Source organism: Sphingobium sp. FG58 (assembly GCF_057809055.1).
Window position 1 is genome coordinate 237,565 of the sequence record NZ_JBMDJF010000003.1, and the last position, 21,787, is coordinate 259,351.

24 protein-coding genes and 1 pseudogene are annotated in these 21,787 nt (G+C 63.7%); 12 read left to right on the plus strand and 13 right to left on the minus strand.

Annotated features, from left to right (window positions below; all coding sequences use genetic code 11):
- Window positions 1–134 precede the first annotated feature (134 nt).
- Window positions 135–545: a hypothetical protein gene (locus ACODR8_RS05855; RefSeq protein WP_489006365.1), complete on the minus strand. Its 411-nt coding sequence runs from the start codon at window positions 543–545 to the stop codon at window positions 135–137.
- 112 nt (window positions 546–657) lie between these two features.
- Between ACODR8_RS05855 and ACODR8_RS05860 the strand changes: the two genes are divergently transcribed.
- Together ACODR8_RS05860 and ACODR8_RS05865 are read left to right on the plus strand one after the other, a co-directional pair.
- A complete protein-coding gene (locus ACODR8_RS05860) occupies window positions 658–1,068 on the plus strand; it encodes a MerR family transcriptional regulator (RefSeq protein ID WP_294132734.1) in 411 nt (136 codons plus the stop codon).
- A 38-nt stretch (window positions 1,069–1,106) separates the two neighbouring features.
- Window positions 1,107–2,909: an acyl-CoA dehydrogenase C-terminal domain-containing protein gene (locus ACODR8_RS05865; protein WP_489006366.1), complete on the plus strand. Its 1,803-nt coding sequence runs from the start codon at window positions 1,107–1,109 to the stop codon at window positions 2,907–2,909.
- 74 nt (window positions 2,910–2,983) lie between these two features.
- Here ACODR8_RS05865 and ACODR8_RS05870 read toward each other — a convergent pair whose 3' ends face one another.
- Window positions 2,984–3,274 carry a hypothetical protein gene (locus tag ACODR8_RS05870; RefSeq protein ID WP_119745676.1) on the minus strand — a complete coding sequence of 97 codons (291 nt, stop codon included), beginning with the start codon at window positions 3,272–3,274 and terminating at the stop codon, window positions 2,984–2,986.
- A 146-nt stretch (window positions 3,275–3,420) separates the two neighbouring features.
- On the opposite strand from ACODR8_RS05870, the pseudogene ACODR8_RS05875 reads away from it, so the two are divergent.
- A pseudogene (locus ACODR8_RS05875) lies at window positions 3,421–4,692 on the plus strand (amino acid permease); the annotation flags it as partial.
- A 17-nt stretch (window positions 4,693–4,709) separates the two neighbouring features.
- Here ACODR8_RS05875 and dnaJ read toward each other — a convergent pair.
- A complete protein-coding gene (dnaJ, locus tag ACODR8_RS05880) occupies window positions 4,710–5,846 on the minus strand; it encodes a molecular chaperone DnaJ (protein ID WP_489006367.1) in 1,137 nt (378 codons plus the stop codon).
- A 123-nt stretch (window positions 5,847–5,969) separates the two neighbouring features.
- The gene (gene dnaK, locus ACODR8_RS05885; RefSeq protein WP_294132746.1) at window positions 5,970–7,868 is read right to left on the minus strand and encodes a molecular chaperone DnaK; all 1,899 of its coding nucleotides are present in this window, start codon (window positions 7,866–7,868) and stop codon (window positions 5,970–5,972) included.
- 175 nt (window positions 7,869–8,043) lie between these two features.
- Between dnaK and ACODR8_RS05890 the strand changes: the two genes are divergently transcribed.
- Genes ACODR8_RS05890 through ACODR8_RS05905 form a run of 4 tightly spaced genes read left to right on the plus strand, consistent with a single transcriptional unit; the run spans window position 8,044 to window position 9,551 of the window.
- On the plus strand, window positions 8,044–8,520 hold the full coding sequence (locus ACODR8_RS05890) for a copper chaperone PCu(A)C (RefSeq protein ID WP_489006368.1): 477 nt from the start codon (window positions 8,044–8,046) through the stop codon (window positions 8,518–8,520).
- Entirely contained in the window at window positions 8,517–8,975 is a 459-nt protein-coding gene (locus ACODR8_RS05895; protein ID WP_489006369.1) for a vgr related protein, read from the plus strand. Before ACODR8_RS05890 ends, ACODR8_RS05895 begins: the two co-directional genes overlap by 4 nt.
- Before the next feature lie 31 nt (window positions 8,976–9,006).
- Window positions 9,007–9,261 (plus strand): type II toxin-antitoxin system ParD family antitoxin, encoded by a 255-nt coding sequence (locus ACODR8_RS05900; RefSeq protein WP_489006370.1) that lies wholly within the window; start codon window positions 9,007–9,009, stop codon window positions 9,259–9,261.
- A complete protein-coding gene (locus tag ACODR8_RS05905; RefSeq protein ID WP_489006371.1) occupies window positions 9,258–9,551 on the plus strand; it encodes a type II toxin-antitoxin system RelE/ParE family toxin in 294 nt (97 codons plus the stop codon). The genes ACODR8_RS05900 and ACODR8_RS05905 overlap by 4 nt, the downstream gene beginning before the upstream one ends.
- Before the next feature lie 59 nt (window positions 9,552–9,610).
- Here the strand turns inward: ACODR8_RS05905 and sdhA are convergent, their stop codons facing one another.
- The 3 genes from sdhA to sdhC are packed head-to-tail and all read right to left on the minus strand — an operon-like array spanning window position 9,611 to window position 12,197.
- Window positions 9,611–11,413, minus strand: coding sequence for a succinate dehydrogenase flavoprotein subunit (gene sdhA / locus ACODR8_RS05910; RefSeq protein WP_217671638.1), 1,803 nt, complete (start codon window positions 11,411–11,413; stop codon window positions 9,611–9,613).
- Entirely contained in the window at window positions 11,413–11,802 is a 390-nt protein-coding gene (gene sdhD, locus ACODR8_RS05915; protein ID WP_006956239.1) for a succinate dehydrogenase, hydrophobic membrane anchor protein, read from the minus strand. The genes sdhA and sdhD overlap by 1 nt, the downstream gene beginning before the upstream one ends.
- Window positions 11,802–12,197, minus strand: a complete 396-nt coding sequence (sdhC, locus tag ACODR8_RS05920; protein ID WP_489006372.1) for a succinate dehydrogenase, cytochrome b556 subunit — start codon at window positions 12,195–12,197, stop codon at window positions 11,802–11,804. Before sdhC ends, sdhD begins: the two co-directional genes overlap by 1 nt.
- Window positions 12,198–12,393: 196 nt before the next feature.
- Between sdhC and ACODR8_RS05925 the strand changes: the two genes are divergently transcribed.
- The 3 genes from ACODR8_RS05925 (at window position 12,394) to ACODR8_RS05935 (ending at window position 15,592) form a co-directional block, all read left to right on the plus strand.
- Window positions 12,394–13,728 carry a methyl-accepting chemotaxis protein gene (locus ACODR8_RS05925; RefSeq protein ID WP_489006373.1) on the plus strand — a complete coding sequence of 445 codons (1,335 nt, stop codon included), beginning with the start codon at window positions 12,394–12,396 and terminating at the stop codon, window positions 13,726–13,728.
- Between the two features lie 135 nt (window positions 13,729–13,863).
- Complete coding sequence (locus tag ACODR8_RS05930) at window positions 13,864–14,859, plus strand: 50S ribosomal protein L11 methyltransferase (RefSeq protein ID WP_489006374.1); 996 nt, start codon at window positions 13,864–13,866, stop codon at window positions 14,857–14,859.
- 10 nt (window positions 14,860–14,869) lie between these two features.
- Window positions 14,870–15,592, plus strand: a complete 723-nt coding sequence (locus ACODR8_RS05935) for a dienelactone hydrolase family protein (protein WP_489006375.1) — start codon at window positions 14,870–14,872, stop codon at window positions 15,590–15,592.
- A gap of 102 nt (window positions 15,593–15,694) precedes the next feature.
- On the opposite strand, the gene ruvC is transcribed toward ACODR8_RS05935, so the two are convergent.
- From ruvC to ACODR8_RS05960, 5 genes are all read right to left on the minus strand, one after another.
- Window positions 15,695–16,186, minus strand: coding sequence for a crossover junction endodeoxyribonuclease RuvC (gene ruvC / locus ACODR8_RS05940; protein WP_006956228.1), 492 nt, complete (start codon window positions 16,184–16,186; stop codon window positions 15,695–15,697).
- Window positions 16,187–16,234: 48 nt separating this feature from the next.
- Entirely contained in the window at window positions 16,235–16,978 is a 744-nt protein-coding gene (locus ACODR8_RS05945) for a YebC/PmpR family DNA-binding transcriptional regulator (protein WP_294132790.1), read from the minus strand.
- A 68-nt stretch (window positions 16,979–17,046) separates the two neighbouring features.
- Entirely contained in the window at window positions 17,047–17,373 is a 327-nt protein-coding gene (locus ACODR8_RS05950) for a heavy metal-binding domain-containing protein (RefSeq protein ID WP_171899206.1), read from the minus strand.
- A 137-nt stretch (window positions 17,374–17,510) separates the two neighbouring features.
- Window positions 17,511–17,753, minus strand: a complete 243-nt coding sequence (locus ACODR8_RS05955; RefSeq protein ID WP_006956223.1) for a DUF2312 domain-containing protein — start codon at window positions 17,751–17,753, stop codon at window positions 17,511–17,513.
- Window positions 17,754–17,795: 42 nt separating this feature from the next.
- Window positions 17,796–18,095 carry a DUF1244 domain-containing protein gene (locus ACODR8_RS05960; RefSeq protein WP_489006376.1) on the minus strand — a complete coding sequence of 100 codons (300 nt, stop codon included), beginning with the start codon at window positions 18,093–18,095 and terminating at the stop codon, window positions 17,796–17,798.
- A 116-nt stretch (window positions 18,096–18,211) separates the two neighbouring features.
- Here ACODR8_RS05960 and pyk point away from each other — a divergent pair, with 116 nt between their 5' ends.
- Window positions 18,212–19,663 (plus strand): pyruvate kinase, encoded by a 1,452-nt coding sequence (gene pyk, locus ACODR8_RS05965; RefSeq protein ID WP_489006377.1) that lies wholly within the window; start codon window positions 18,212–18,214, stop codon window positions 19,661–19,663.
- A 232-nt stretch (window positions 19,664–19,895) separates the two neighbouring features.
- On the opposite strand, the gene hemW is transcribed toward pyk, so the two are convergent.
- Complete coding sequence (gene hemW / locus ACODR8_RS05970) at window positions 19,896–21,083, minus strand: radical SAM family heme chaperone HemW (protein WP_489006378.1); 1,188 nt, start codon at window positions 21,081–21,083, stop codon at window positions 19,896–19,898.
- Between hemW and ACODR8_RS05975 the strand changes: the two genes are divergently transcribed.
- Window positions 21,082–21,759 (plus strand): CAP domain-containing protein, encoded by a 678-nt coding sequence (locus tag ACODR8_RS05975; RefSeq protein ID WP_489006379.1) that lies wholly within the window; start codon window positions 21,082–21,084, stop codon window positions 21,757–21,759. The genes hemW and ACODR8_RS05975 overlap by 2 nt on opposite strands.
- The last annotated feature ends 28 nt before the right edge of the window (window positions 21,760–21,787 follow it).

Here is a 21,787-nt window from a genome sequence, read left to right on the forward strand (position 1 = left end):
TGAACTTGTTTCAGGGTCCATTTCTCGTCCCCAGCGGCGGCTGTTGGGGCGCGATGGATGCTGAAACAAGTTCAGCATGACGAAGTAAATTAAGGTCCGGCTCATACGCGACAGCCCTCCCCCAAAAGGGAGGATTACATGATCGCAGGCGGCCCGGACGATGGCGGCGGGGGCGCGGCGAGGCGGGCGATCAGGCCGGTTTTGAGCGCGAAGGCGATCGGGCCATAGGCCAGTTGCCAGGCCGGCAAGGGCAGGTCGGCCAATATCAGCGGCGGCACCACAGGCTGGAGCGAGGCGGCGAAGGCGCAGGGCATGGACCCGGCCATGCCATCGTCGGGCGCATGATCGCCCTTGCCCGGTGCGGCGTCGCGATCGACCAGGACGTTGATGGCGCCCTGCCCGGTACAAAGGGTCACGATGACGCCGCGATCCGTGCGGACCGGCATAAAGCCCGACGGCACCAGCAATTGCACGGCGAACACAAGCAGCGCCAATGCGGCAAGCAGGCCGCGCGCGGTGCTGGAATGTCTGATGGCCCCCGTCATGACCCGGTCGCCCTAGCGGCAAGCGTCCGGCCTGTCACCAGGACATTTGGTCCATGTCGTGCTGCCCTCACTCACCTTGACGTAAACGTAAAGCTGCATTACATCGCTTTCCATGGACACGCGCAGCAGCATCGCCGGCATCGAGCTACCCGATCATCGGGACCAGCAGAGCTACAGTATTTCCGACCTTTCCGAGGAGTTCGGCGTCACCGCCCGCGCCCTGCGATTCTATGAGGATGAGGGGCTGATCGCGCCGGAGCGGCAGGGTCTCGCCCGCATCTATTCGCGGCGCGACCGCGCGCGGCTGGCGTGGATTTTGCGCGGCAAGCGGGTCGGTTTCAGCCTGACCGAGATTCGCGAGATGATCGACCTGTATGATGCCGACGAGGAACATGAGGAGCAGCGCCGCGTCACCATCGCCAAATGTCAGGCGCGGATCGAGCTGCTGACCCGGCAGAAGGACGATATCGACGCAGCCATTGCCGAACTGGCGAGTTTCGTCGCTGCCATCGCCAAAGACTGACCCCCTCCCCCCGATAACAAAAACGCCCGGAGACGATCATGCCCAGTTATACGCCCCCCGTCCGTGACACCCGTTTCGTGCTTGAGCATGTCGTCGGGCTGGATCGCTATGCCAACCTGCCCGGCTTTGAAAATGCGACCCCCGATCTGGTCGAGGCGATCCTGACCGAAGGCGGCAAGATCGCATCGGAAGTGCTGTTTCCCCTGAACGCCGTGGGCGACAAGGAAGGTTGCACCCGCCATGCCGATGGTAGCGTCACCACGCCAACGGGTTTCAAGGATGCGTTCGACCAGTTCGTCGCGGGCGGCTGGACCACGCTGCATTCGCCGACCGAATTTGGCGGCCAGGGGCTGCCGAGCGTGGTGGCGACGGCGGTGGACGAATATATATTGTCGGCCAATCAGGCGTTTGAAATGTATCATGGCCTGACCGCAGGCGCGGTCGCGGCGCTGATCGCCAAGGGCAGCGACGAGCTGCAACAGCGCTATATCCCCAAGATGGTGTCGGGCGAATGGACCGGCACGATGAACCTGACCGAGCCGCATTGCGGCACCGATCTGGGCCTTATCAAGACCAAGGCCGTACCCAATGCCGATGGCAGCTTTGCGATCACCGGCACCAAGATTTTCATTTCGGCGGGTGAGCATGACCTGTCGGAGAATATCATCCATCTGGTGCTGGCCAAGACGCCGGGCGCGCCCGACAGCAGCAAGGGGATTTCGCTGTTCGTCGTCCCCAAGATCATGGTCCATGACGACGGATCGCTGGGTGATCGTAACGCGGTGTCGTGCGGGTCGATCGAGCATAAGATGGGCATCCATGGCAACGCCACCTGCGTCATGAATTATGACGGGGCGACCGGCTGGATGGTCGGCGAGGAGAATAAGGGGCTGGCCGCGATGTTCATCATGATGAACGCAGCGCGGCTGGGCGTGGGGCTGCAAGGTCTTGGGCAGGCGGAAATCGCGTTGCAGAATGCGGTTCATTATGCCCGCGACCGGCGGCAGGGCCGCGCGCTGACCGGGCCGAAGGAGCCGGAGGAGAAGGCCGACACGCTGTTCGTCCATCCCGACGTGCGCCGGATGCTGATGGAGGGCAAGGCGATCACCGAAGGGCTGCGCGCGCTGATCCTGTGGGGGGCGTTGCAGGTCGACCTGTCGCACCATGCCGCCACGGAAGAAGAGCGCAGACAAGCCGACGACCTGATTGGCCTGCTGATCCCGGTGATCAAGGGCTATGGCACCGACAAGGGTTTCGACGTCGCGGTGTCCAGCCAGCAGGTATTTGGCGGCCATGGCTATATCTGGGAAAATGGCGTGGAGCAGTATGTCCGCGACGCGCGCATCGCCCAGATTTACGAAGGCACCAACGGGGTGCAGGCGATGGATCTGGTCGGCCGCAAGCTGGCGATGAACGGGGGCCGCGCATTGCAGGCGTTCCTGAAGATCATCGCGACCGAAGTGGCTGATGCCAAGGCCGAGCCGAAGCTGGCGGCGCTGGCCGAAGCGCTGGAGAAGGCGACCGGCCAGTTGCAGGCCGCGACCATGTGGCTGATGCAGAATGCGATGAAGAACCCCGATAATGCAGGCGCAGGCGCGCATCATTATATGCACATATTGGGCATCGTTGCGACCGGGCTGATGTGGCTGCGCATGGCCAAGGCCGCGACCGGGCTGCTAGCGGCGGGCGAAGGGGACGCGAAGTTTCTGGAAGCCAAGCTGGTGACGGCGCGCTTCTTTGCCGAGCGGATCATGCCCGACGCGGGATCGCTGCGCCGCAAGATTGAGGGCGGCGCCGACGCGCTGATGGCGCTGGACCCGGACATGTTCCTGGCGGCGTAATCCGCTTTCATGCCCAATAAAAAAGGCTCCCCTGCCGGTGCGGGGGAGCCTTTTTCGTTCTGCGAGAGAGGGGCTTATTCCTCGCCATTATCCTTGACGCCCACGGTGGGGACTTCAACGGTCGTTTTCTTGGTGCCGACAACGACTTCCTTGGAATCGACGTCAACCTTGGGCAGATCACCGCCCTTGACGCTGACTTCGGGCATGTCGCCGCCGGAGACGTCCGCTTTCCAGAAGCCGGTGGCGAACAGCAGGCCGACAATGGCCAAGATAGCGATCAGCACGATGCCGATCGTGCGGCCCGACCCTCTTTTTTCAACAATCACGCGGCGATCATCATATCCGTCGTTGCGAACGTCAACCATCAGTCCCTCCTAAGCTTCATTGTGGTCCAGAAACGGCCCGGCAATGTTTTTGGTTCCTGTTCGGCCCGACCATTTCCATTCTGGCTATCCCGTTCCGGCGGCGATAGCGTAGCGCTATGGCCGTGGAGGATGATGTGCAGGACGATATGACCCCTCCCCCCGGCGCGGCCCCCAGCCCCACACGCACGCTGGGCCTTGCCGCCTGTATTGCGCTGGTGATGGGCAATATGATCGGGTCGGGGGTGTTCCTGCTGCCCGCTGCGCTGGCGCCGTTCGGGTGGGATGCGGTGGCGGGGTGGGGGTTTACGATTGCGGGGTCGCTGGTGCTGGCGTTCGTCATTGCGCGGCTGACGGTGGCGCTGCCGGGGACGAGCGCGTCGCAGATGATTGCGCGGGCCTATGGGCCGCTGGCGGGATTTGCGATTGGGTGGATTTATTGGCTGTCGATCATAATCACCAATGTGACGATTGCGGTGGCAGCGACGGCGAACCTGTCGAGCGTGATGCCGCTGCTGGCGCGGCCCGGCGTCGGGGCGCTCTGTTCGATCGGCTTTTTGTGGGCGATGACTGGGATCAATTTGATCGGCGCGCGGGCGGCGGGGATGACGCAGATCGTCACGACGCTCATCAAGCTGATCCCGATTGCAGTGGTGCTGGTGCTGCTGGTCGTGACGGTGGGGAGCGGCACGGCGCAGGTAGCCCCCTTCCCGGCGGAGGGGCTGACGGGTGCGGGGATCACTGCGTCGGCGGCGCTGACTTTGTGGGCGCTGCTGGGGTTTGAGTCGGCCAGCGTGGCGGCGGACAAGGTGCGTGATCCGGCGCGGACGATCCCGCGCGCGACGCTGATCGGCACGGCAGCGACGGGGCTGATCTATCTGCTGGTCTGTTCAGGCATCGCGCTGACCCTGCCAGCGGCGGAGACGCAGACCGGGTCGCCCTTTGGCGCGTTTGTCAGCCATTATTGGTCGCCTGGCCCGGCGCGCTTCATCGCTTTGTTCGTGGCGATCAGTTGTCTGGGGGCGCTGAATGGCTGGACGCTGCTGATGGGGGAAGTGCCGCTGGCGATGGCGCGGGCGGGCGAACTGCCGCGCTGGCTGGCGGGGACCGATGCCAAGGGGACGCCGGTGCGCGGGCTGATATTGTCGACGATATTGGCCAGCCTGTTGCTGGTCGCCAATAGTTTGCAGGGGCTGGTGGCGCTGTTCACCGCGATGGCGCTGCTCGCGACGTCGGCGACACTGTGGCTCTATGTCGGCTGCGCGCTGGCAAGTATGCGGTTTCGGGTGGTGGTGCCTGCCGCGGTCGTGGGGCTGGGCTATGCGCTGTGGACGTTGTGGGGCGCAGGGATTGTCGCGAGCGGGTCCAGCGTGCTGCTGATGGCGGCGGGGTTGCCCTTTTATTGGTGGGCGCGGCGGGAGCTCCATGATGTGGGCGATCAATCCCCCCACAAATCCTTGATCTTGCCGAAGAAGCCGGTCGAGGCCGGACATTCTTCGCCAGTTTCGGTTTCGCGGAAGGCTTCGAGCAGTTCTTTCTGTTTCGCGGTCAGCCTGGTCGGCGTTTCGACGTCGATCTGGACGACCAGGTCGCCCTGCCCGCGTCCGTTGAGAACGGGCATACCCGCACCGCGCTGGCGGATCTGCTTGCCCGACTGGATGCCGACCGGGATCTTGATGGCGTGGCGCACACCGTCCAGGCCCGGCACTTCGATCGTGCCGCCGAGCGCTGCGGTGGTGAAACTAACCGGGCAGCGACAGAAGAGGGTCGTGCCGTCGCGCTCGAACAGCGAATGGCGTTTGACGTGCAGGAAGATGTAGAGATCGCCCGCCGGTGCGCCGCGCGCGCCCGCCTCGCCCTCGCCCGACAGGCGGATGCGGGTGCCGTCGTCCACGCCCGCGGGGATGTTGACCGACAGCGTCTTGGGCTTGTCCACGCGCCCCTCGCCCCGGCAGGAGCGGCAGGGGCTTTCGATCACCTTGCCCGCGCCATGGCAGGACGGGCAGGTGCGTTCGACCACGAAGAAGCCCTGCTGCGCGCGGACCTGGCCATGGCCTTTGCAGGTATGGCAGGTCTTGGCGCCGGTGCCGGGCTGCGCGCCGGAGCCTTCGCAACTGTCGCAGGCGGCAGACACCTCGATCTCAATCTCGGTCTGCTTGCCATGATAGGCTTCGTCGAGGGTGATTTCGAGATCATAGCGCAGGTCCGCGCCGCGCCGCTGTTGCTGGCGACTGCCGCCGCCAAAACCGCCGCCCTGGCCGAAAATCGTCTCGAATATATCGCCAAGGTCGGAAAAACCGCCAGCGCCGCCGCCGTGGAAACCACCGCCGCCGCCCTGTTGCTGCTGCTTGAAGGCCGCATGACCGAAACGGTCATAGGCGGCCCGCTTCTGCGGGTCTTTCAGAACCTCATAGGCTTCCGAGACCGCCTTGAATTTCGCTTCGCTGTCGGTGCATCCCCCGGTCTTGTCCGGGTGATATTTCATCGCCAGCTTGCGATAGGCGCTCTTGAGAACCCCCGCGTCGGCGGTGCGCTCGACTTCGAGCAGCGTATAATAGTCGATTTCGGTCGTCATATCGCCCCCGGCGATCCCCTTCCGTCACCCCAGCGCACGCTGGGGTCTCTCTTATCCTTCAACACATGGGCAGAAGAAGAGAGATTCCAGCTTGCGCTGGAATGACGGAGGTCAGGCATCGGCTTACGCCTTGTTGTCGTCCACTTCGGAGAATTCGGCGTCGACGACATCGTCGTCGGCCTTGGGCGCGTCGGCACCCGGAGCAGCGGCCGCAGCCTGCTCCTTCTCGTAAATGGCCTGGCCCAGCTTCATCGCGACCGTGGCAAGTTCCTGCGCCTTGGTCTTCATCGCTTCAGCGTCGCCGCTTTCGATCGCAGCCTTGGTGTCGGCAATGGCGGTTTCGATCTCGCCCTTCAGGCTCGCATCGACCTTGTCGCCATGCTCGGACAGCTGCTGCTCGGTCGTGTGGACCAGGCTTTCGGCGTTATTCTTGGCCTCGGCGGCTTCGCGACGCTTCTTATCCTCTTCGGCAAAGCGTTCGGCGTCCTTGACCATCTGGTCGATGTCGGCGTCGGACAAGCCGCCCGATGCCTGGATGCGGATCTGCTGTTCCTTGCCGGTGCCTTTGTCCTTGGCCGACACGTTGACCAGACCGTTAGCGTCAATGTCGAACGTCACCTCGATCTGCGGCACGCCGCGCGGGGCTGGCGGGATGCCGACCAGGTCGAACTGGCCGAGGATCTTGTTGTCGGCCGCCATTTCACGTTCGCCCTGGAACACGCGGATGGTCACCGCCTGCTGGTTATCGTCGGCGGTCGAATAGACCTGCGACTTTTTGGCAGGGATGGTGGTGTTGCGGTCGATCATGCGGGTGAACACGCCACCCAGCGTTTCGATGCCGAGGCTCAGCGGCGTCACGTCGAGCAGGAGCACGTCCTTAACGTCGCCCTGCAACACGCCGGCCTGGATCGCCGCGCCCATGGCGACGACTTCGTCGGGGTTCACGCCGGTGTGCGGTTCCTTGCCGAAGAATTCCTTCACGGCTTCGCGCACCTTGGGCATCCGCGTCATGCCGCCGACAAGGACGACTTCGCTGATCTCACTGGCGGACACGCCTGCGTCGGCCATCGCCTTCTTGCAGGGTTCCATCGTGCGCTTGATGAGGTCGGCGACCAGACGCTCCAGATCGGCGCGGGTGATCGACTTCACCAGATGCTTGGGACCGTTCTGGTCGGCGGTGATGAAGGGCAGATTGACTTCGGTCGTCTGGGCCGAGGACAGCTCGATCTTCGCCTTTTCAGCGGCTTCCTTGAGACGCTGGAGCGCCAGCTTGTCCTTGGTAAGGTCGATGCCTTCGGACTTCTGGAAGTCGGCGGCCAGGAATTCGACCAGCTTGGCGTCGAAATCTTCGCCGCCAAGGAAGGTGTCGCCATTGGTCGACTTCACTTCGAACACGCCATCGCCGATTTCCAGAATGGAGATGTCGAACGTGCCGCCGCCAAGGTCATAGACCGCAATCGTCTTGCCGTCCTGCTTGTCGAGACCATAGGCCAGCGCCGCTGCAGTCGGCTCGTTGATGATGCGCAGCACTTCAAGGCCGGCGATCTGGCCGGCGTCCTTGGTCGCCTGACGCTGGGCGTCGTTGAAGTAAGCGGGAACGGTGATGACCGCCTGGGTGACGGTTTCGCCCAGATAGGATTCGGCGGTTTCCTTCATCTTTTGCAGGATGAAGGCGCTGATCTGCGAGGGGCTGTAATCCTGGCCACCGGCCTTGACCCAGGCGTCGCCGTTCGGACCCTTGCTGATGTCGTAGGGGACGAGTTCCATGTCCTTCTTGGTCATGGGATCGTCAAAGCGGCGGCCGATCAGGCGCTTGACCGCGAAAATCGTGCTGTCCGGGTTGGTCACCGCCTGGCGCTTGGCCGGCTGACCGATCAGGCGCTCGCCATCCTTGGCGAAGGCGACGATCGAAGGCGTCGTGCGCGCGCCTTCCGCATTTTCGATTACCTTGGGTTTGCCACCGTCCATGACGGCGACGCAGCTGTTGGTGGTGCCAAGGTCGATACCGATAACTTTTGCCATTGTGTCCTCTTTGAACCCCAAATTCTATTCAGCGGTTGATGGCCCCATACCTCACGAAAGCGCCAAGGCAAGGCCGGTTTGCATGGGCGATATAGGGGCGCTTTTGCTTGGCACAAGAAGCTGGGGCGATTAGCTATGCTTACCGACCGGAAACGAGACAGTCAGGAACCAGTTGATGCGCGCGCCCTTTGCCCTTTTCGCCCTTTTGGCTCCGCTGGCGCTGGCCGCGTGCGGCGACCCGGCACCCACCTATATCGACCAGGCCTATGTGCGGCTCAGCCCTAATAAGGAGACGCCGTCGGCGGGCTATTTCGTCGCCCATGGCGGAGACGCGGGCGGGCAGATTCGCGGGGTGCTGACCGACTATGCGCTCAAGGTCGAGATGCATGAAAGCATCGACAAGGACGGCATGATGACGATGGCGCGAATCGACAGCGTCGATATTCCGGCCAAGGGTGAGGTTGCGTTCGCGCCGGGCGGCAAGCATCTGATGCTGTGGGGCGTCAACGATACCGCGATCGGCCGGGGCAAGATGCATCTGACCTTCCTGATGGCCAATGGCGACCGGTTGCTGGTGGACGCGGTGATCCGCAAGCCGGAACCAGCGGGCGCGGGTGCGGCCAAGCCCGCTGGCGAGCATGAGGGCCATTGAGCAGCCGTTACCTGACGCGCGATGAGGTTGCGCTGGCGCGGGGCGTGTTCGGCGCGGCGATCGATTATGGCCGGGTGCGGGTGCATGAGCGCAAATGGTGGCCGTTCCAGCCCAGGGGCGTGACGATGGCACCCGATGGCGACTTGTGGTTTCATCCTGACGGTGGGCTGTTCTGCGCGGATTTTTGCGAAAGCCCGCTGCACATACAGGGGCATTTCATCCATGAGATGACCCATGTGTGGCAGGCGCAGCGATCGGGGCGGTGGTGGCTGCCGCTGATGCGTCACCCCTTTTGCCGCTATGGCTATGCTATCGTGCCGGGCAAGCCGTTCGCGCGCTATGGCATCGAGCAGCAGGCGGAGATTGTGCGGCATCTGTTCCTGATGCGGCGGGGCGTGATGGTCGAGGGGAAGCCGGGGCTGGAGGCATATGAGGCGTTGCTGCCCTTTGGTTGAAGCGGTTACCAATATTTGGTAGGATAGTTGCATGAGCAGCAAGACCACGTCCGTCGCCTTGGGCGAGCATTTCCGCGCCTTCGCCGAACGCAAGGTCAGCGAAGGCCGCTACGGTTCGACCAGCGAGGTCGTGCGGGCAGGTCTGCGGCTGCTGGAATCGGAAGAACAGAAGCTGGAAGCCCTGCGCGCTGCGCTGATTGAGGGCGAGGAAAGTGGCCCCGCCGAGTCATTTGATTTCGATCTGTTCCTGGCGGACATGCACCAGCGACACCGCAAAACCGCATGAAGGGCATTGAGTTCGCGCCAGCCGCTCGCCACGATCTTGCCGAAATCTGGTTCTACACATTTGATCGCTGGGGCAGTGACCAAGCCGATGTCTATACTGGTGCGATCCATGCAGCACTCAGGCTCGCAGCCGATCGATCCCCTACCGCCCAGTCGATAGAGATTGTCCGCTCCGGTTACTGGCGGATCAGAGCAGGAAACCACATCTGCTATTTCACTCGGAAAACCGATGGCTGCATTATCGTGATGCGCATCCTGCATGAACGCCGGGATGCGGCCAGCCATCTCTGAATGAGAAGGGGCGGACCTTCCGGCCCGCCCCTTCTGATTTCACAACAACTGATAGCAGGTCAGTAAACCCGCGCCTTGGGTTTCACATATTCTGCTTCGTCGGTCATCGTATAGTCGTGGACCGGGCGATAATCGAGCGTCACCTTGCCGCCCGAACCGCCCCAGCCTTCGAACCAGCTGATGGTGTGCTTCATCCAGTTTTCGTCGTCGCGGTTGGGGAAATCCTCATGCGCGTGGGCGCCGCGCGATTCCTTGCGGGCTTCGGCGCCTTCCATCGTGCAGATGGCCTGGCTCATGAGGTTGTCGAGTTCGAGCGTTTCGACAAGGTCGGTGTTCCAGATCAGCGAGCGATCGCTGACCTTCACGTCCTGGAGCCGCTTGTTGACCGCCTGCATCCGGGTGACGCCTTCGGACAGGAGCGCGCTGTCGCGGAACACGGCGGCGTGCTTCTGCATCGTGCGCTGCATGTCGAGGCGGATGTCCGCCGTCGGCGTTGCGCCCTTGGCATTGCGATAATGGTCGAGGCGGCCGAGCGCCAGATCGGCGGCGTCGGACGGCAGCGGCTTGTGCGGCGCGTTGGGCTTCAGATTGTCCTTGAGGAACAAGCCGGTCGCGCGACCGAACACGACAAGGTCGATCAGCGAGTTGGAGCCGAGGCGATTGGCGCCATGGACCGACACGCAGGCCGCTTCGCCGACCGCGAACAGGCCGGGCACGATCACTTCGGGGTCATCGCCCTTCTTGGTCACGACCTGGCCATGATAATTGCACGGGATGCCGCCCATATTATAATGGACGGTCGGCGTGACGGGCAGCGGCTGGCGGGTCAGATCGACGCCCGCGAAGATCTTGCCGCTTTCGGTGATGCCGGGCAGGCGTTCGGCCAGCACCTTGGGATCGATATGGTCGAGGTGCAGGAAGATATGATCCTTATGCTCGCCCACGCCGCGCCCTTCGCGCATTTCCATCGCCATCGAGCGGGACACGACGTCGCGTGACGCGAGATCCTTGGCCGAGGGGGCATAGCGTTCCATGAAACGCTCGCCTTCGGAGTTGGTGAGGTAACCGCCCTCCCCACGCGCGCCTTCGGTAATCAGTACGCCCGCGCCGTAGATGCCGGTCGGATGGAATTGTACGAATTCCAGATCCTGCAAGGGCAGGCCTGCGCGCAGCACCATGCCGCCGCCGTCGCCGGTGCAGCTATGCGCCGAGGTTGCGGAGAAATAGGCGCGACCATAGCCGCCGGTCGCCAGCACGACCGCATGGCTGCGGAAGCGGTGGATCGAGCCATCTTCCATGCACAGCGCGATCACGCCGCGGCACTCGCCATTTTCCATAATCAGGTCGATGGCGAAATATTCGATGTAGAAGTCCGCGTCATATTTCAGCGACTGCTGATAGAGCGCGTGGAGCATGGCGTGGCCGGTACGGTCGGCGGCGGCGCAGGTGCGCTGCACCGGCGGGCCAGCGCCCATATTCTGCATATGGCCGCCGAAGGGCCGCTGATAGATCGTCCCGTCCTCGTTACGGCTGAACGGCACACCGGCATGTTCCAGCTCGATGACGGCGGCAGGCGCTTCGCGCACCATATATTCGATCGCGTCCTGATCGCCCAGCCAGTCGGACCCCTTGACGGTGTCGTACATATGCCAGGTCCAGTGATCGGGCGAATTATTGCCAAGGCTCGCGGCAATGCCGCCCTGCGCCGCCACGGTGTGCGACCGGGTGGGGAACAGCTTGGTGATGCAGGCGGTCTTGAGGCCCGCTTCGGCGCTGCCCATGGTCGCGCGCAGGCCCGAACCGCCAGCGCCGACAACCACGGTGTCATACACATGGTCGATGATCTTATAGGCTTGCGTCATTATTCGACGACCCCCGTGAAGGCGATCTTGGCGATCGCAAAGACGCCCGCGGCCGCGCCGCCAAAGGCATAGAAGTTGAGCAGCAGCATCGAGAAGAAGGCCAGCCCCTTGTCGTGGACATAATCTTCCAGCATCACCTGCATCCCCAGGCGCAGGTGCCAGAAAATGCTGACGATCATCAGCATCATCGGCACCGCAACCAGCGGATTGGCGATCCACAGCACGACGCTGTCATAGTCGAGACCCGGCAGGCTGAGCAGGCTGAAGATCAGCCACAGCACCAGCAACAGGTTGCCGACGGCGGTGTAACGTTGCGCCAGCCAATGATGCGCGCCATGCCGCGCCGATCCAAGGCCACGGACGCGGCCGATACCAGTACCGTTGCCCATCAGAAGGCCTTTCCGAAAATATAGAGCCAGATAAGGCCGGTCACCAGCACCGACGCGACCATCGCGGCGATCGACCAGCTCTTGTTGGTGCGCAGTTCATAGCCCGCGCCCATATCCAGCACGAAGTGGCGCAGACCCGAAAAGAGATGCTGGAAAAAGGCCCAGGTGATGCCGATCATCACCAGATAGCCAAGGGGCGAGGTCGCGCATGTGATGAAGGTCGCATAAGCTTCCGGCCCAGTCGCGGCGGCCATCAGCCACCAGACCAGACCCAGCGCGCCTACGGTCGCAAGGCCGTTGCCGGTCACGCGGTGCAAAATGGAGATGGCCATCGCCGGGCCCCATTTCCAGATCGTCAAATGCGGCGAGAGCGGCCGGCTGTTGGATCGCGCCATGTCTACCCTTGTCCCTATAAGTCCCTTAAGTGCGATCCCCTTAAGAGCGAACGCGGATGAGGGCAAGCCGCGCAAAGCATGGCTGCCCCAACGACCGTGTCGTGCGATCATAAGAAGTGATTAACCAAAGCGCGCTAAGGTCGCCTCGTTAACCGATCATCCTGTCAGCAGGGCCATCAACAGAGGCTGTCCATTCATGCCGTCATCCGTCCCAACAGTGAGCGCCACGTCGGATTATCTCTCGGAAATCGATCCCGACGGCAAGCTGGCGCGCGAAGCGCGTGAGATCGGCACGCTGATCCAATCTGATCTGGCGACCGTAGCATCGACCTTTTTCACGACCTATATGCGTGAAACCGGTCTGCAATCGCAGCTGAGTGCCGCCATCGTCGCGCGGATCGAGGCGGAAGCGGGCGAATATGTCGATCAGAAATTGATGCATTTTCAGGATGCGCGCTGGGCGCGATCAGCCGCCGATTGCGTCCGCCACGCCCGCAAGCACGGGGTTTCGGTGCGGTCCGTGCTGACTGCCGTTGCCGCTGCGAACGAAAAGATCATGGATCTGGTCTGGGACCGGTGCGGCGATGACGAACCGCGCCGCCGTCGGCTGCTCCACACCATGTTGCATATCTCGATGATGGACGCAGGCTTTATGAGCAACGTCCTGTCGAGCGACCAGGCCGAAGCGCAGCGCGCGGAACGGCAGCGCTATGGCACCCTGTTCGAACAGCGAATCGTCGGCGAAATCGACGGCGCGACGCGCCTTGGCGAATCGCTGCGCGAACAGGCCAAGGATGCTTCGGCCGCCACGCGCGGGATGCTGGGCAAGGCGTCGGAAGTCGCAGCGGCTGCCGAACAATCCGCCCTGGCGATGCGGGAAGCCGCGCGCACATCGGCCGGGCTGATCCGCGCGATCGAGGATGCGCGCACCGAAGTGGAAGGCGCGGCAGGTGTTGCCCTGCGCGCCGCCAAGCAATCGGGCGAGGCGGTCACCATGTCCTCCACCCTGTCTGACCATGCCAAGTCGATCGAATCGATCCTTGGCCTGATCCGCGACATTGCCGGGCAAACCAATTTGCTGGCGCTCAACGCCACGATCGAGGCGGCACGCGCAGGCGATGCCGGACGCGGCTTTGCCGTGGTCGCGCAGGAAGTCAAAAGCCTGGCCAACCAGACCGCCCGCGCGACCGACGAGATTGCCGGCAAGATTGCCGACATTCAGGCATCGACCCGCCAGTCAGTGGAAACCAATGAACGTATCCGCGACACGGTGGGCGAAGTGCAGGCCAGTGCCGAGCGTATCCGCCACGCGATGGACGCGCAGGCGCAGACCGTCACCATGATCACCGCCGCCGTCGATGAGACCGCGCTGGCCGCCGATTCGATGTCGACCACCATTTCGGCGATCCGGCAGGACACCGAAGTCGTCGCATCCGAAATCGACCAGTTGGAACGCGGTTTCGTCAGCGTCGAAGGCAAGCTTGCCAGCTTGCGGCACGCGTCGTCCGATTTCGGGCGGCAGGTCGCCTGATAGCGGAGCTGTGTGTTCCCGCGCAGGCGGGAATCCAGTCCAACCGTCAGAACTGGGTTCCCGCCTGCGCGGGAACACGCCAATCCAATCCTCCTGCGCTTCCCCTCCCCGCCATGGTCGGCTAAAGGCGGCGGCATGACCGTTGCCCAAAATCCCGCACAAAGCTGGAAAGTCACCCTGCCCTGCACCCGTGCCGAGGCCGAAGCGCTGGACGGAGATATCGCCGCCTTTGCGCTGATGGAGCGGCCGCCGGTGCTGATGACCAGCGAGGCGGCACCCGACGACGAAAATGCCTGGCAGCTCGACGCTTATTTCGAGGGCAAGCCGAGCGCTGCTGCGATCAAGCTGTTGCGGTCGATGGTGCCCAGCGCCGCCGGAGCCAAGCCGTTGGTCGAGGCGCTGCCGGACGAAGATTGGGTGACGCTGAGCCAGCAGGGGCTTGAAGCGGTCACCGCCGGACGCTTCCATGTCCGCAATCTTGCCAGCGACCCGGAGCAGCCGGGACAGGTCAATATATTGATCGCCGCCAGCCGCGCCTTTGGCACCGGCCAGCATGAAACCACGGCAGGGTGCCTGGCCATGCTCGACCGGATGCGCCGGGTGGGAATGCGGTTCAACAATATCGCCGACATCGGCACCGGCACAGGGTTGCTCGCCTTTGCCGTGATGAACCTGTGGCCGCGTGCCTATGCGATTGCATCGGACATTGATCCGGTCGCGGTCGAGATCAGCGCTGAAAATGCTGCCACCAACGCCGTGCCGCTAGGTGCCGGGCCGGGGCAGTTGGCGCTGGTCACCGCCGCCGGGGTCAATCATGCCGCGATCATCGGTCGCGCGCCCTATGATCTGCTGATCGCCAATATATTGGCCGGGCCGCTGATCGAACTGGCGCCTTCGCTCTGCGCACTGGTCGAGGATGGCGGAACGATCCTGCTGGCGGGCCTGCTCGATACCCAGGCCGACGCGGTGCTGGCCGCCTATCGCGCGCAGGGGATGCGGCTGGCCGAACGCGCCGACCGGGGCGACTGGCCGACGCTGCGCCTGCGCAAGCGCCCGCGGATCGGCTGGAAACGGCCCAACCGCCTGAACCCTGCGGCACGCGGCGAAGCGCCGGGCTTTGGCAGTATTTAGGAGCGATACTATGACTATCACGCGCCAGACCATCGTCCATGAAGGGCCAGGTGGCCTGTTCGAGAATATGGTCGTGGCCGATAGCGCGGCCAGCGTGCCGCTGCCCGGCATCCTGCTCTTTCCCAATGTGCTGGGGACCAAGGAGGCCGATTTCGCCTATGCCGAAAAGGTCGCGGCGCTGGGTTATGCGGTGCTGGTCGTGGATGTCTATGGCCAGGGCAAGCGCACCACCCGCGCCGATCCTGACCCTGCGCGCTACATGGCCGAGATGAATGCCGACCGCGCCCTGCTGCGGGACCGGCTGCTGTCTGCCCATGCGTTGCTCAAGGGGCTGGATGCGGTGGACGGGGCGCGCACCGCCGCGATCGGATTCTGCTTTGGCGGCAAGTGCGTGCTGGACCTCGCGCGGGCGGGCGCGGACATGGCGGGCGGGGTCAGCTTCCACGGCGTCTATGACGCGCCGCCTTTTCCCAACGCTGCCATCAGCGCGAAATTGCTGGTCTGCCACGGCTGGGATGATCCGATCGCGCCACCCGATGCGACCGTGGCGCTGGCGCAGGAATTGACGGCGGCAGGGTGCGATTGGCAGATTCACGCCTATGGCCACACTGGTCATGCCTTCACCGATGAAAGCGTCAACATGCCTGAAAAGGGGTTGGCTTATAGTGCGGACGCGGACCGTCGCAGTTTTGGGGCGATGGTGGGGTTTCTGGAAGATCTGTTCGAAGGTTAGGCAGAACCTCCGTTCATCCTGACGAGATGACCGGGATATCCAAGATCGCGTGTTCCCGCGCAGGCGGGAACACATGGTGCTGGGATGACATAGCGTAGAACGTCACCGCGTCGGGATACGCCGCGCGCTGGCGAGATGATGGGCGTGGGTGATGGCGACGGCGAGCGCGTCCGCCGCGTCCGGCCCGGCGATCTTCACGCCCGGCAGCAGGCGCGATACCATGGCATGGACCTGATCCTTGGACGCATTGCCTACGCCGACGACGGATTTCTTGACCAGCCGCGCGGCATATTCGCCGACTTCCATGCCAGACCGCGCGGCGTTGAGCAGGATCACGCCGCGCGCCTGCCCCAGTTTCAGGGTCGATTGCGGATTGACGTTGACGAACACCTCCTCGACCGCCGCGCCATCGGGCCGATGTTCGAGGATCAGGTCGGTCAGCGCCAGATCGAGCGCCAGCAGCCGCGTCGCCAGCGGCATCGCGCTGTCGGTCTTGATCTGGCCATTGCCCAGATGCGTGAGCCGGTTGCCATCGGCGGCGATCAGCCCCCAGCCGGTGGTGCCGAGGCCAGGGTCGAGGCCGAGGAGGATCATGAGGGCATATCTAGCCCCTCCCCTTCAGGGGAGGGGCTTAGCATGGGATCAACCCAGTTTCTCCATCACCGCGTCGGACACTTCATAATTGCCCCACACGGTCTGGACGTCGTCGTCATCTTCCAGCGTGTCGACCAGCTTCATCAGCGTCGCGGCATTGGCTTCGTCGACATCGACCAGGGTTTGCGGTTTCCAGGCCAGCTTGGCGCTGTCGGCCGCGCCGATCTTGGCTTCCAGCGCCTTGGCGACTTCGTGGAGCGCGTCCATCGCGGTCCAGATTTCATGTTCGTCCTCGTTGGACGACACGTCCTCTGCACCCGCTTCAAGGGCCGCCTCGAAGATCGCGTCGGCGTCGCCTGCGCTGGCGGGATAGGTGATCAGCCCGACACGGTCGAAGCCATGGCTCACCGCGCCCGAAGCACCCAGATTGCCACCATTTTTGGAAAAAGCGGTGCGTATGTTGGTCGCGGTGCGATTGCGGTTGTCGGTCAGCGCCTCGACGATGATGGCAATGCCTGCGGGGCCATAGCCCTCATAGCGCACTTCCTCATAATTCTCGCCGCCCGCAGCGTTCGCCTTGTCGACGGCGCGCTGGATATTGTCCTTGGGCATGGATTGCGCCTTGGCGGCGTTGATCGCCAGCCGCAGGCGCGGATTCATGTCCGGGTCGGGCATCCCCATCTTGGCCGCGACGGTGATTTCGCGGCTCAGCTTGGAGAACATCGAGGAGCGCTTCTTGTCCTGCGCGCCCTTGCGATGCATGATATTCTTGAATTTGGAATGGCCGGCCACGGCCTTCTCCCTGACTTGTCTGTGATCCGAAGCGCGCTCTCTAGCGAGGGCTGCCCATTCGCGCAATGTTAGACGAGAATGGCGGTCCCCGATGCCGACACCATCAGCATCGAGCCGTTCGCGCCCAACACTTCATAGTCGAGATCAACGCCCACGACCGCGTTGGCGCCCAGCGTCGCGGCGCGCATCCGCATTTCGCCGATCGCCTGTTCGCGCGCGCGTTGCAGCACATCCTCATAAGCGCCCGACCGGCCGCCGACGATGTCACGCACGCTGGCGAACAGATCGCGGAACAGGTTGGCACCCACGATCACCTCACCAGTGACGATGCCCAGATATTCCTTGGCAGGCCGTCCTTCCAGACGGCTGGTGGTGCTGACGATGATCTCGGACATTTCACTCTCCCGTTCGTGCTGAGTAAGGATTTAGCCTGTCGAAGGCCTGTATCGAAGCGTAGTGCGTGCCGCGGTCCTTCGATACGCTGCTTCGACTTCGCTCAGCAGCTACTCAGGAGGAACGGGTAAGATGCCCGCTATTCCATGCCCAGGGCGGACAGGTAGGTCTGGAGAATCGCTTCCATTTCCTGCCGGTCGTGGGGCTGCATCTTCCGCAGGCGGACGATCTGGCGCATGATCTTGGGGTCATAGCCGGTCGCCTTGGCTTCCAGATAGACGTCCTTGATGTCGTCGCCGATGCCCTTTTTCTCTTCTTCCAGGCGCTCGATACGCTCGATCAGCAGGCGGAGCTGGTCGGCGGCGACATTGGGTTCGGTCATGGGGGCGTATCTCCGGTAGATGTGAATCGGTTGGAGGGCGTCCTAGTGATTGTCGGCGTTCTTCGCCACACTCTCTTTCATCCGCGCGATCTGCTCCGGCGTCGCTTCGCCCTGATAACGGGATTTCCATTCGGCAAAGGGCATCCCGTGGATAAGTTCGCGTGCCTCATCCTTCGTCAAGCCTCCGTCCGCCTCCGCCACCCAGTCGGCCAGGCAATTGCGACAAAAGCCCGCCAGCCCCATCAGGTCGATATTTTCGACGTCCGTGCGATGCTGCAAATGCATCACCAGACGGCGGAAGGCGGTTGCGGCGGCGGCATCTGTGAGTATGGTGTCGCTCATCGGCGGACCCTTTCGCTGATCTACATCATCCTGTCGTGCAGCACGGATAACCCATAACGACGCGCTAGCAAGGTCCTAGACCAAGCTCGCAGCGATCATGACGGCCAGGAGACTATATGTCACGACTACCGCCCCGCTCGCGCAAGGTCCGCATACTTGCGACGCTTGGTCCTGCGAGCGATACGCCCGAAATGATCCGGGCGCTGTTCGTCGCCGGGGCCGACGCCTTCCGCATCAATATGAGCCATGGCGCGCATGAGGATCATGCCGCGCGCATCGCCACCATCCGCGCGCTGGAGAAGGAATTTCAGCGGCCCACCACGATCCTGGGCGATTTGCAGGGGCCAAAGCTGCGCGTCGGCACGTTCGAAAAGGGGCTGGCGCTGCTGGAAACGGGCGCGCCCTTCATCCTCGATCGCGACGAGACGCCGGGCGATTCGCGCCGGGTGAACCTGCCCCACCCGGAAATCTACGCCGCACTGGTGCCTGAAACCCGGCTGCTGCTGGACGATGGCAAGATGGTGCTGCGCGTGAAGGCGATCAGCGAGGACCGGATCGACACGATCGTCGAGGTTGGCGGCACTTTGTCCAACCGCAAGGGCGTCAACGTCCCCGACGTGGTGGTGCCGGTCCCGGCGCTGACCGACAAGGACCGGCGTGACCTGAGCTTTGCGATGCAGCAGGGGTGCGACTGGATTGCCTTGAGCTTCGTGCAGCGGCCGGAGGATCTGGCCGAGGCGCGCAAGCTGATGGGTGGCTATGGATCGCTGATGGCCAAGATCGAGAAACCATCGGCCGTGCAGCGGCTGGAAGAGATTATCGAGATGGCCGATGGCGTGATGGTCGCGCGCGGCGATCTGGGCGTCGAACTGCCGCCCTATGACGTGCCGCCGCTGCAAAAGCAGATCGTCGCTACCGCGCGCCGCATGGGTCGCCCGGTGGTGGTGGCGACCCAGATGCTCGAATCGATGATCAAATCCCCCTCCCCCACCCGCGCCGAAGTGTCGGACGTGGCGACGGCGGTCTATGACGGGGCGGACGCGGTGATGTTGTCGGCGGAAACCGCGGCGGGCGACTGGCCGGTGGAGGCGGTGGCGATGATGGACGCGATCGCGCATAGCGTGGAGCGTGATCCGGGCTATCTCGCCCGGCTGCATTTTACCGAGACGCTGCCCGACCCCACCACCGCCGACGCGCTGGCCGAGGCGACGGGCAATATCGTCAATGTCGTAGGCGCAAGTGCGATCACCTGCTTCACCTCATCGGGCAGCACGGTGCGGCGCGTGGCGCGCGAACGGCCGTCCGCGCCGATATTGGCGCTGACCCCACGCACCGACACGGCCCGCAAGCTGGGGCTGACCTGGGGCGTCCACGCGATCCGTACCAAGGATATCGGCAATTTCGAGGAAATGATCGGCAAGGCCCGCCGCATGGCCCTGCGCCACGGCATGGCCGAAAAGGGCGGCAAGATCGTCGTGCTGGCCGGGGTTCCGTTCGGCACGCCGGGATCGACCAATGTGCTGCATGTCGCGGCGGTGCGGGGGGATGAGCTGAAGGGGCGGGATTAGGGCTGATCGGGCGACTTTAGGCTGGGATAACTTTACCCTGACCCGTTCGTCCCCCGCCTTCGCGGGGGCAAGCTCTGAGTAGCCATTGAGCGAAGTCGGAGTCGCAGACGACCGTAGGTGAAATGGCGTATCGAAGGACAGCGTATGGACGCGATGCTTCGATACGAGCCTTCGACAAGCTCAGTCTCTACTCAGCACGAACGGATATTATACAACATGAAGTCGTCTCGCTTCAGATCGCCACCACCTCCGGCAGGATTGCGTCGAGCAGGAGCATTCCCGCAGGCGCGACTTGCAGGCGGGTGTCGGTCAGGTGGATGAGGCCCAGGTCGGTGAGTTGGTCGATGGCGCGGTCATCGACCAGTTTGCCAACAGCAACGCCCGACAGCGCCGCGATACGGGCGAGATCGACCCCCTCGCCCAGCCGTAACCCCATCAGCAAAGCCTCACGCGCGCGTTCCTCGCCTGCCAGGGGCTGTTCGGTTTGCAGGCCGTGGCCGTTGCGGCTGACCGCGCCGATCCAGTTTTCCGGCTTTTTGTGGCGCTGCGTCGCCATGCCCCCGCGCCGTCCATGCGCGCCGGGACCGACGCCGACATAATCGCCATAGCGCCAGTAGGTGAGGTTATGGCGGCTCTCCTGCCCCGCGCGGGCGTGGTTGCTGATTTCATAGGCGGGGATGCCCGCCGCGCCGGTCATCGCGGCGGTCAGTTCATAGAGGGTTGCGCCATGATCCGGGTCGGCGGGCGTCATCCTGCCCTGCGCCACCAAAGTGGCGAAGCGGGTGCCGGGTTCGATCGTCAGTTGGTAGAGCGAGAGATGGCCAGTGCCGAAGGAGAGCGCCTGGGCCAGTTCCGCCTGCCATTGGACCTCGCTCTGGTCCGGGCGGGCGTAGATCAGGTCGAAGCTCACCCGGTCAAACACCGACTGTGCGGTGTCGAGCGCGGCCAGCCCTTCGGTCACGTCATGGGCGCGACCGAGAAAATGGAGCGCGTCATTGTCGAGCGCCTGCAAGCCCAGCGACACGCGGTTGACCCCGGCGACGGCGAGATCCGCAAAGCGGGCAGCCTCGACCGAGTTGGGATTGGCCTCCAACGTGATCTCGATATTCGGGGTAAAGCCCCAATGCTGCTGGGCCGCTGCGATAAGGTCTGCGACCAAAGCGGGCGGCATCAGCGAGGGCGTGCCGCCGCCAAAGAAGATGGACGAGAGCGGGCGGCCTGCGGTCAGCGCGGCTTCATGCGCCATGTCGGCCAGCAGGGCGTTGCGCCAGACTTCAACATCTATGCCCTCGCGGACATGACTGTTAAAATCGCAATAGGGACATTTGGATACGCAAAAGGGCCAATGCATATATAAGGCCAAAGCGTCGGCGGGGGCCGACGCCGATGCGGATAGAGATTCGGGGGGAATGACGGCCATGGCTGGGGGCAGCCCTAATCTGTTTTTGCGTGGCGGGCTATGGGCGGCGTTGCTGGTCGCGACAGGCGCACAGGCGGCGTCCGATAGCGCGCCGGGGAGCAAGGCGGCGGTTGCTGCGCCCGTCGGGGCGCCGACCGGGGTGGTCATGCCAGCCGCCTATTATGGCATGGAGGAAGCCGCGCGCGGCGAGCCGCTGCTGCGGGCCGTGATGCTGGACACGCATAATGACGAGCGGGCGCAGGTCGGCGTCCCAGCGCTGGAATGGGATGAGGCGCTGGCGGCGGACGCGGCGCGCTATGCCGCCGACATGGCGCAGACTGGTGCGTTCCGCCACAGCCCGCGCGGCAGCCGGGCGATCCCCAGCGGTGAAAATCTGTGGATGGGGCCGCGCCGCCTCTATGGCTATAGCGTCATGGTCGGCGCGTTTGCGGACGAGAAAAAGCTGTTCCGGGCGGCGGGCAAATTGCCTGACCTCAGCACCAGCGGGCGCTGGCAGGATGTCGGCCATTATACCCAGATGATCTGGCGCGGCACACGCAAGGTCGGCTGCGCGCTGGGTGAAGGCGCGAATTATGAGTATCTGGTGTGCCGCTATTTTCCTGCTGGCAATGCCTTTGGGCAAGGGCCGCTGGATGGGGATGCAACGCCGATCGAGTTGGCGAGCGGGGGGCGGTAATTCCTCCCCGGCACGGGGAGGGGGACCG

What these genes read in the sequence shown, in the direction of transcription:
- ACODR8_RS05935 (WP_489006375.1), top strand. Translation starts at nt 14,870, where the DNA reads ATGACTATCACGCGCCAGACCATCGTCCATGAAGGGCCAGGTGGCCTG.
- ACODR8_RS05870 (WP_119745676.1), bottom strand. Translation starts at nt 3,274, where the DNA reads ATGGTTGACGTTCGCAACGACGGATATGATGATCGCCGCGTGATTGTT.
- ACODR8_RS05890 (WP_489006368.1), top strand. Translation starts at nt 8,044, where the DNA reads ATGCGCGCGCCCTTTGCCCTTTTCGCCCTTTTGGCTCCGCTGGCGCTG.
- hemW (WP_489006378.1), bottom strand. Translation starts at nt 21,083, where the DNA reads ATGGCCGTCATTCCCCCCGAATCTCTATCCGCATCGGCGTCGGCCCCC.
- dnaJ (WP_489006367.1), bottom strand. Translation starts at nt 5,846, where the DNA reads ATGACGACCGAAATCGACTATTATACGCTGCTCGAAGTCGAGCGCACC.
- ACODR8_RS05925 (WP_489006373.1), top strand. Translation starts at nt 12,394, where the DNA reads ATGCCGTCATCCGTCCCAACAGTGAGCGCCACGTCGGATTATCTCTCG.
- ACODR8_RS05865 (WP_489006366.1), top strand. Translation starts at nt 1,107, where the DNA reads ATGCCCAGTTATACGCCCCCCGTCCGTGACACCCGTTTCGTGCTTGAG.
- ACODR8_RS05975 (WP_489006379.1), top strand. Translation starts at nt 21,082, where the DNA reads ATGGCTGGGGGCAGCCCTAATCTGTTTTTGCGTGGCGGGCTATGGGCG.
- ACODR8_RS05855 (WP_489006365.1), bottom strand. Translation starts at nt 545, where the DNA reads ATGACGGGGGCCATCAGACATTCCAGCACCGCGCGCGGCCTGCTTGCC.
- ACODR8_RS05960 (WP_489006376.1), bottom strand. Translation starts at nt 18,095, where the DNA reads ATGAGCGACACCATACTCACAGATGCCGCCGCCGCAACCGCCTTCCGC.
- ACODR8_RS05900 (WP_489006370.1), top strand. Translation starts at nt 9,007, where the DNA reads ATGAGCAGCAAGACCACGTCCGTCGCCTTGGGCGAGCATTTCCGCGCC.
- sdhC (WP_489006372.1), bottom strand. Translation starts at nt 12,197, where the DNA reads ATGGCGCGATCCAACAGCCGGCCGCTCTCGCCGCATTTGACGATCTGG.
- dnaK (WP_294132746.1), bottom strand. Translation starts at nt 7,868, where the DNA reads ATGGCAAAAGTTATCGGTATCGACCTTGGCACCACCAACAGCTGCGTC.
- ACODR8_RS05955 (WP_006956223.1), bottom strand. Translation starts at nt 17,753, where the DNA reads ATGACCGAACCCAATGTCGCCGCCGACCAGCTCCGCCTGCTGATCGAG.
- sdhD (WP_006956239.1), bottom strand. Translation starts at nt 11,802, where the DNA reads ATGGGCAACGGTACTGGTATCGGCCGCGTCCGTGGCCTTGGATCGGCG.
- ACODR8_RS05950 (WP_171899206.1), bottom strand. Translation starts at nt 17,373, where the DNA reads ATGTCCGAGATCATCGTCAGCACCACCAGCCGTCTGGAAGGACGGCCT.
- pyk (WP_489006377.1), top strand. Translation starts at nt 18,212, where the DNA reads ATGTCACGACTACCGCCCCGCTCGCGCAAGGTCCGCATACTTGCGACG.
- ACODR8_RS05905 (WP_489006371.1), top strand. Translation starts at nt 9,258, where the DNA reads ATGAAGGGCATTGAGTTCGCGCCAGCCGCTCGCCACGATCTTGCCGAA.
- ACODR8_RS05930 (WP_489006374.1), top strand. Translation starts at nt 13,864, where the DNA reads ATGACCGTTGCCCAAAATCCCGCACAAAGCTGGAAAGTCACCCTGCCC.
- sdhA (WP_217671638.1), bottom strand. Translation starts at nt 11,413, where the DNA reads ATGACGCAAGCCTATAAGATCATCGACCATGTGTATGACACCGTGGTT.
- ACODR8_RS05860 (WP_294132734.1), top strand. Translation starts at nt 658, where the DNA reads ATGGACACGCGCAGCAGCATCGCCGGCATCGAGCTACCCGATCATCGG.
- ruvC (WP_006956228.1), bottom strand. Translation starts at nt 16,186, where the DNA reads ATGATCCTCCTCGGCCTCGACCCTGGCCTCGGCACCACCGGCTGGGGG.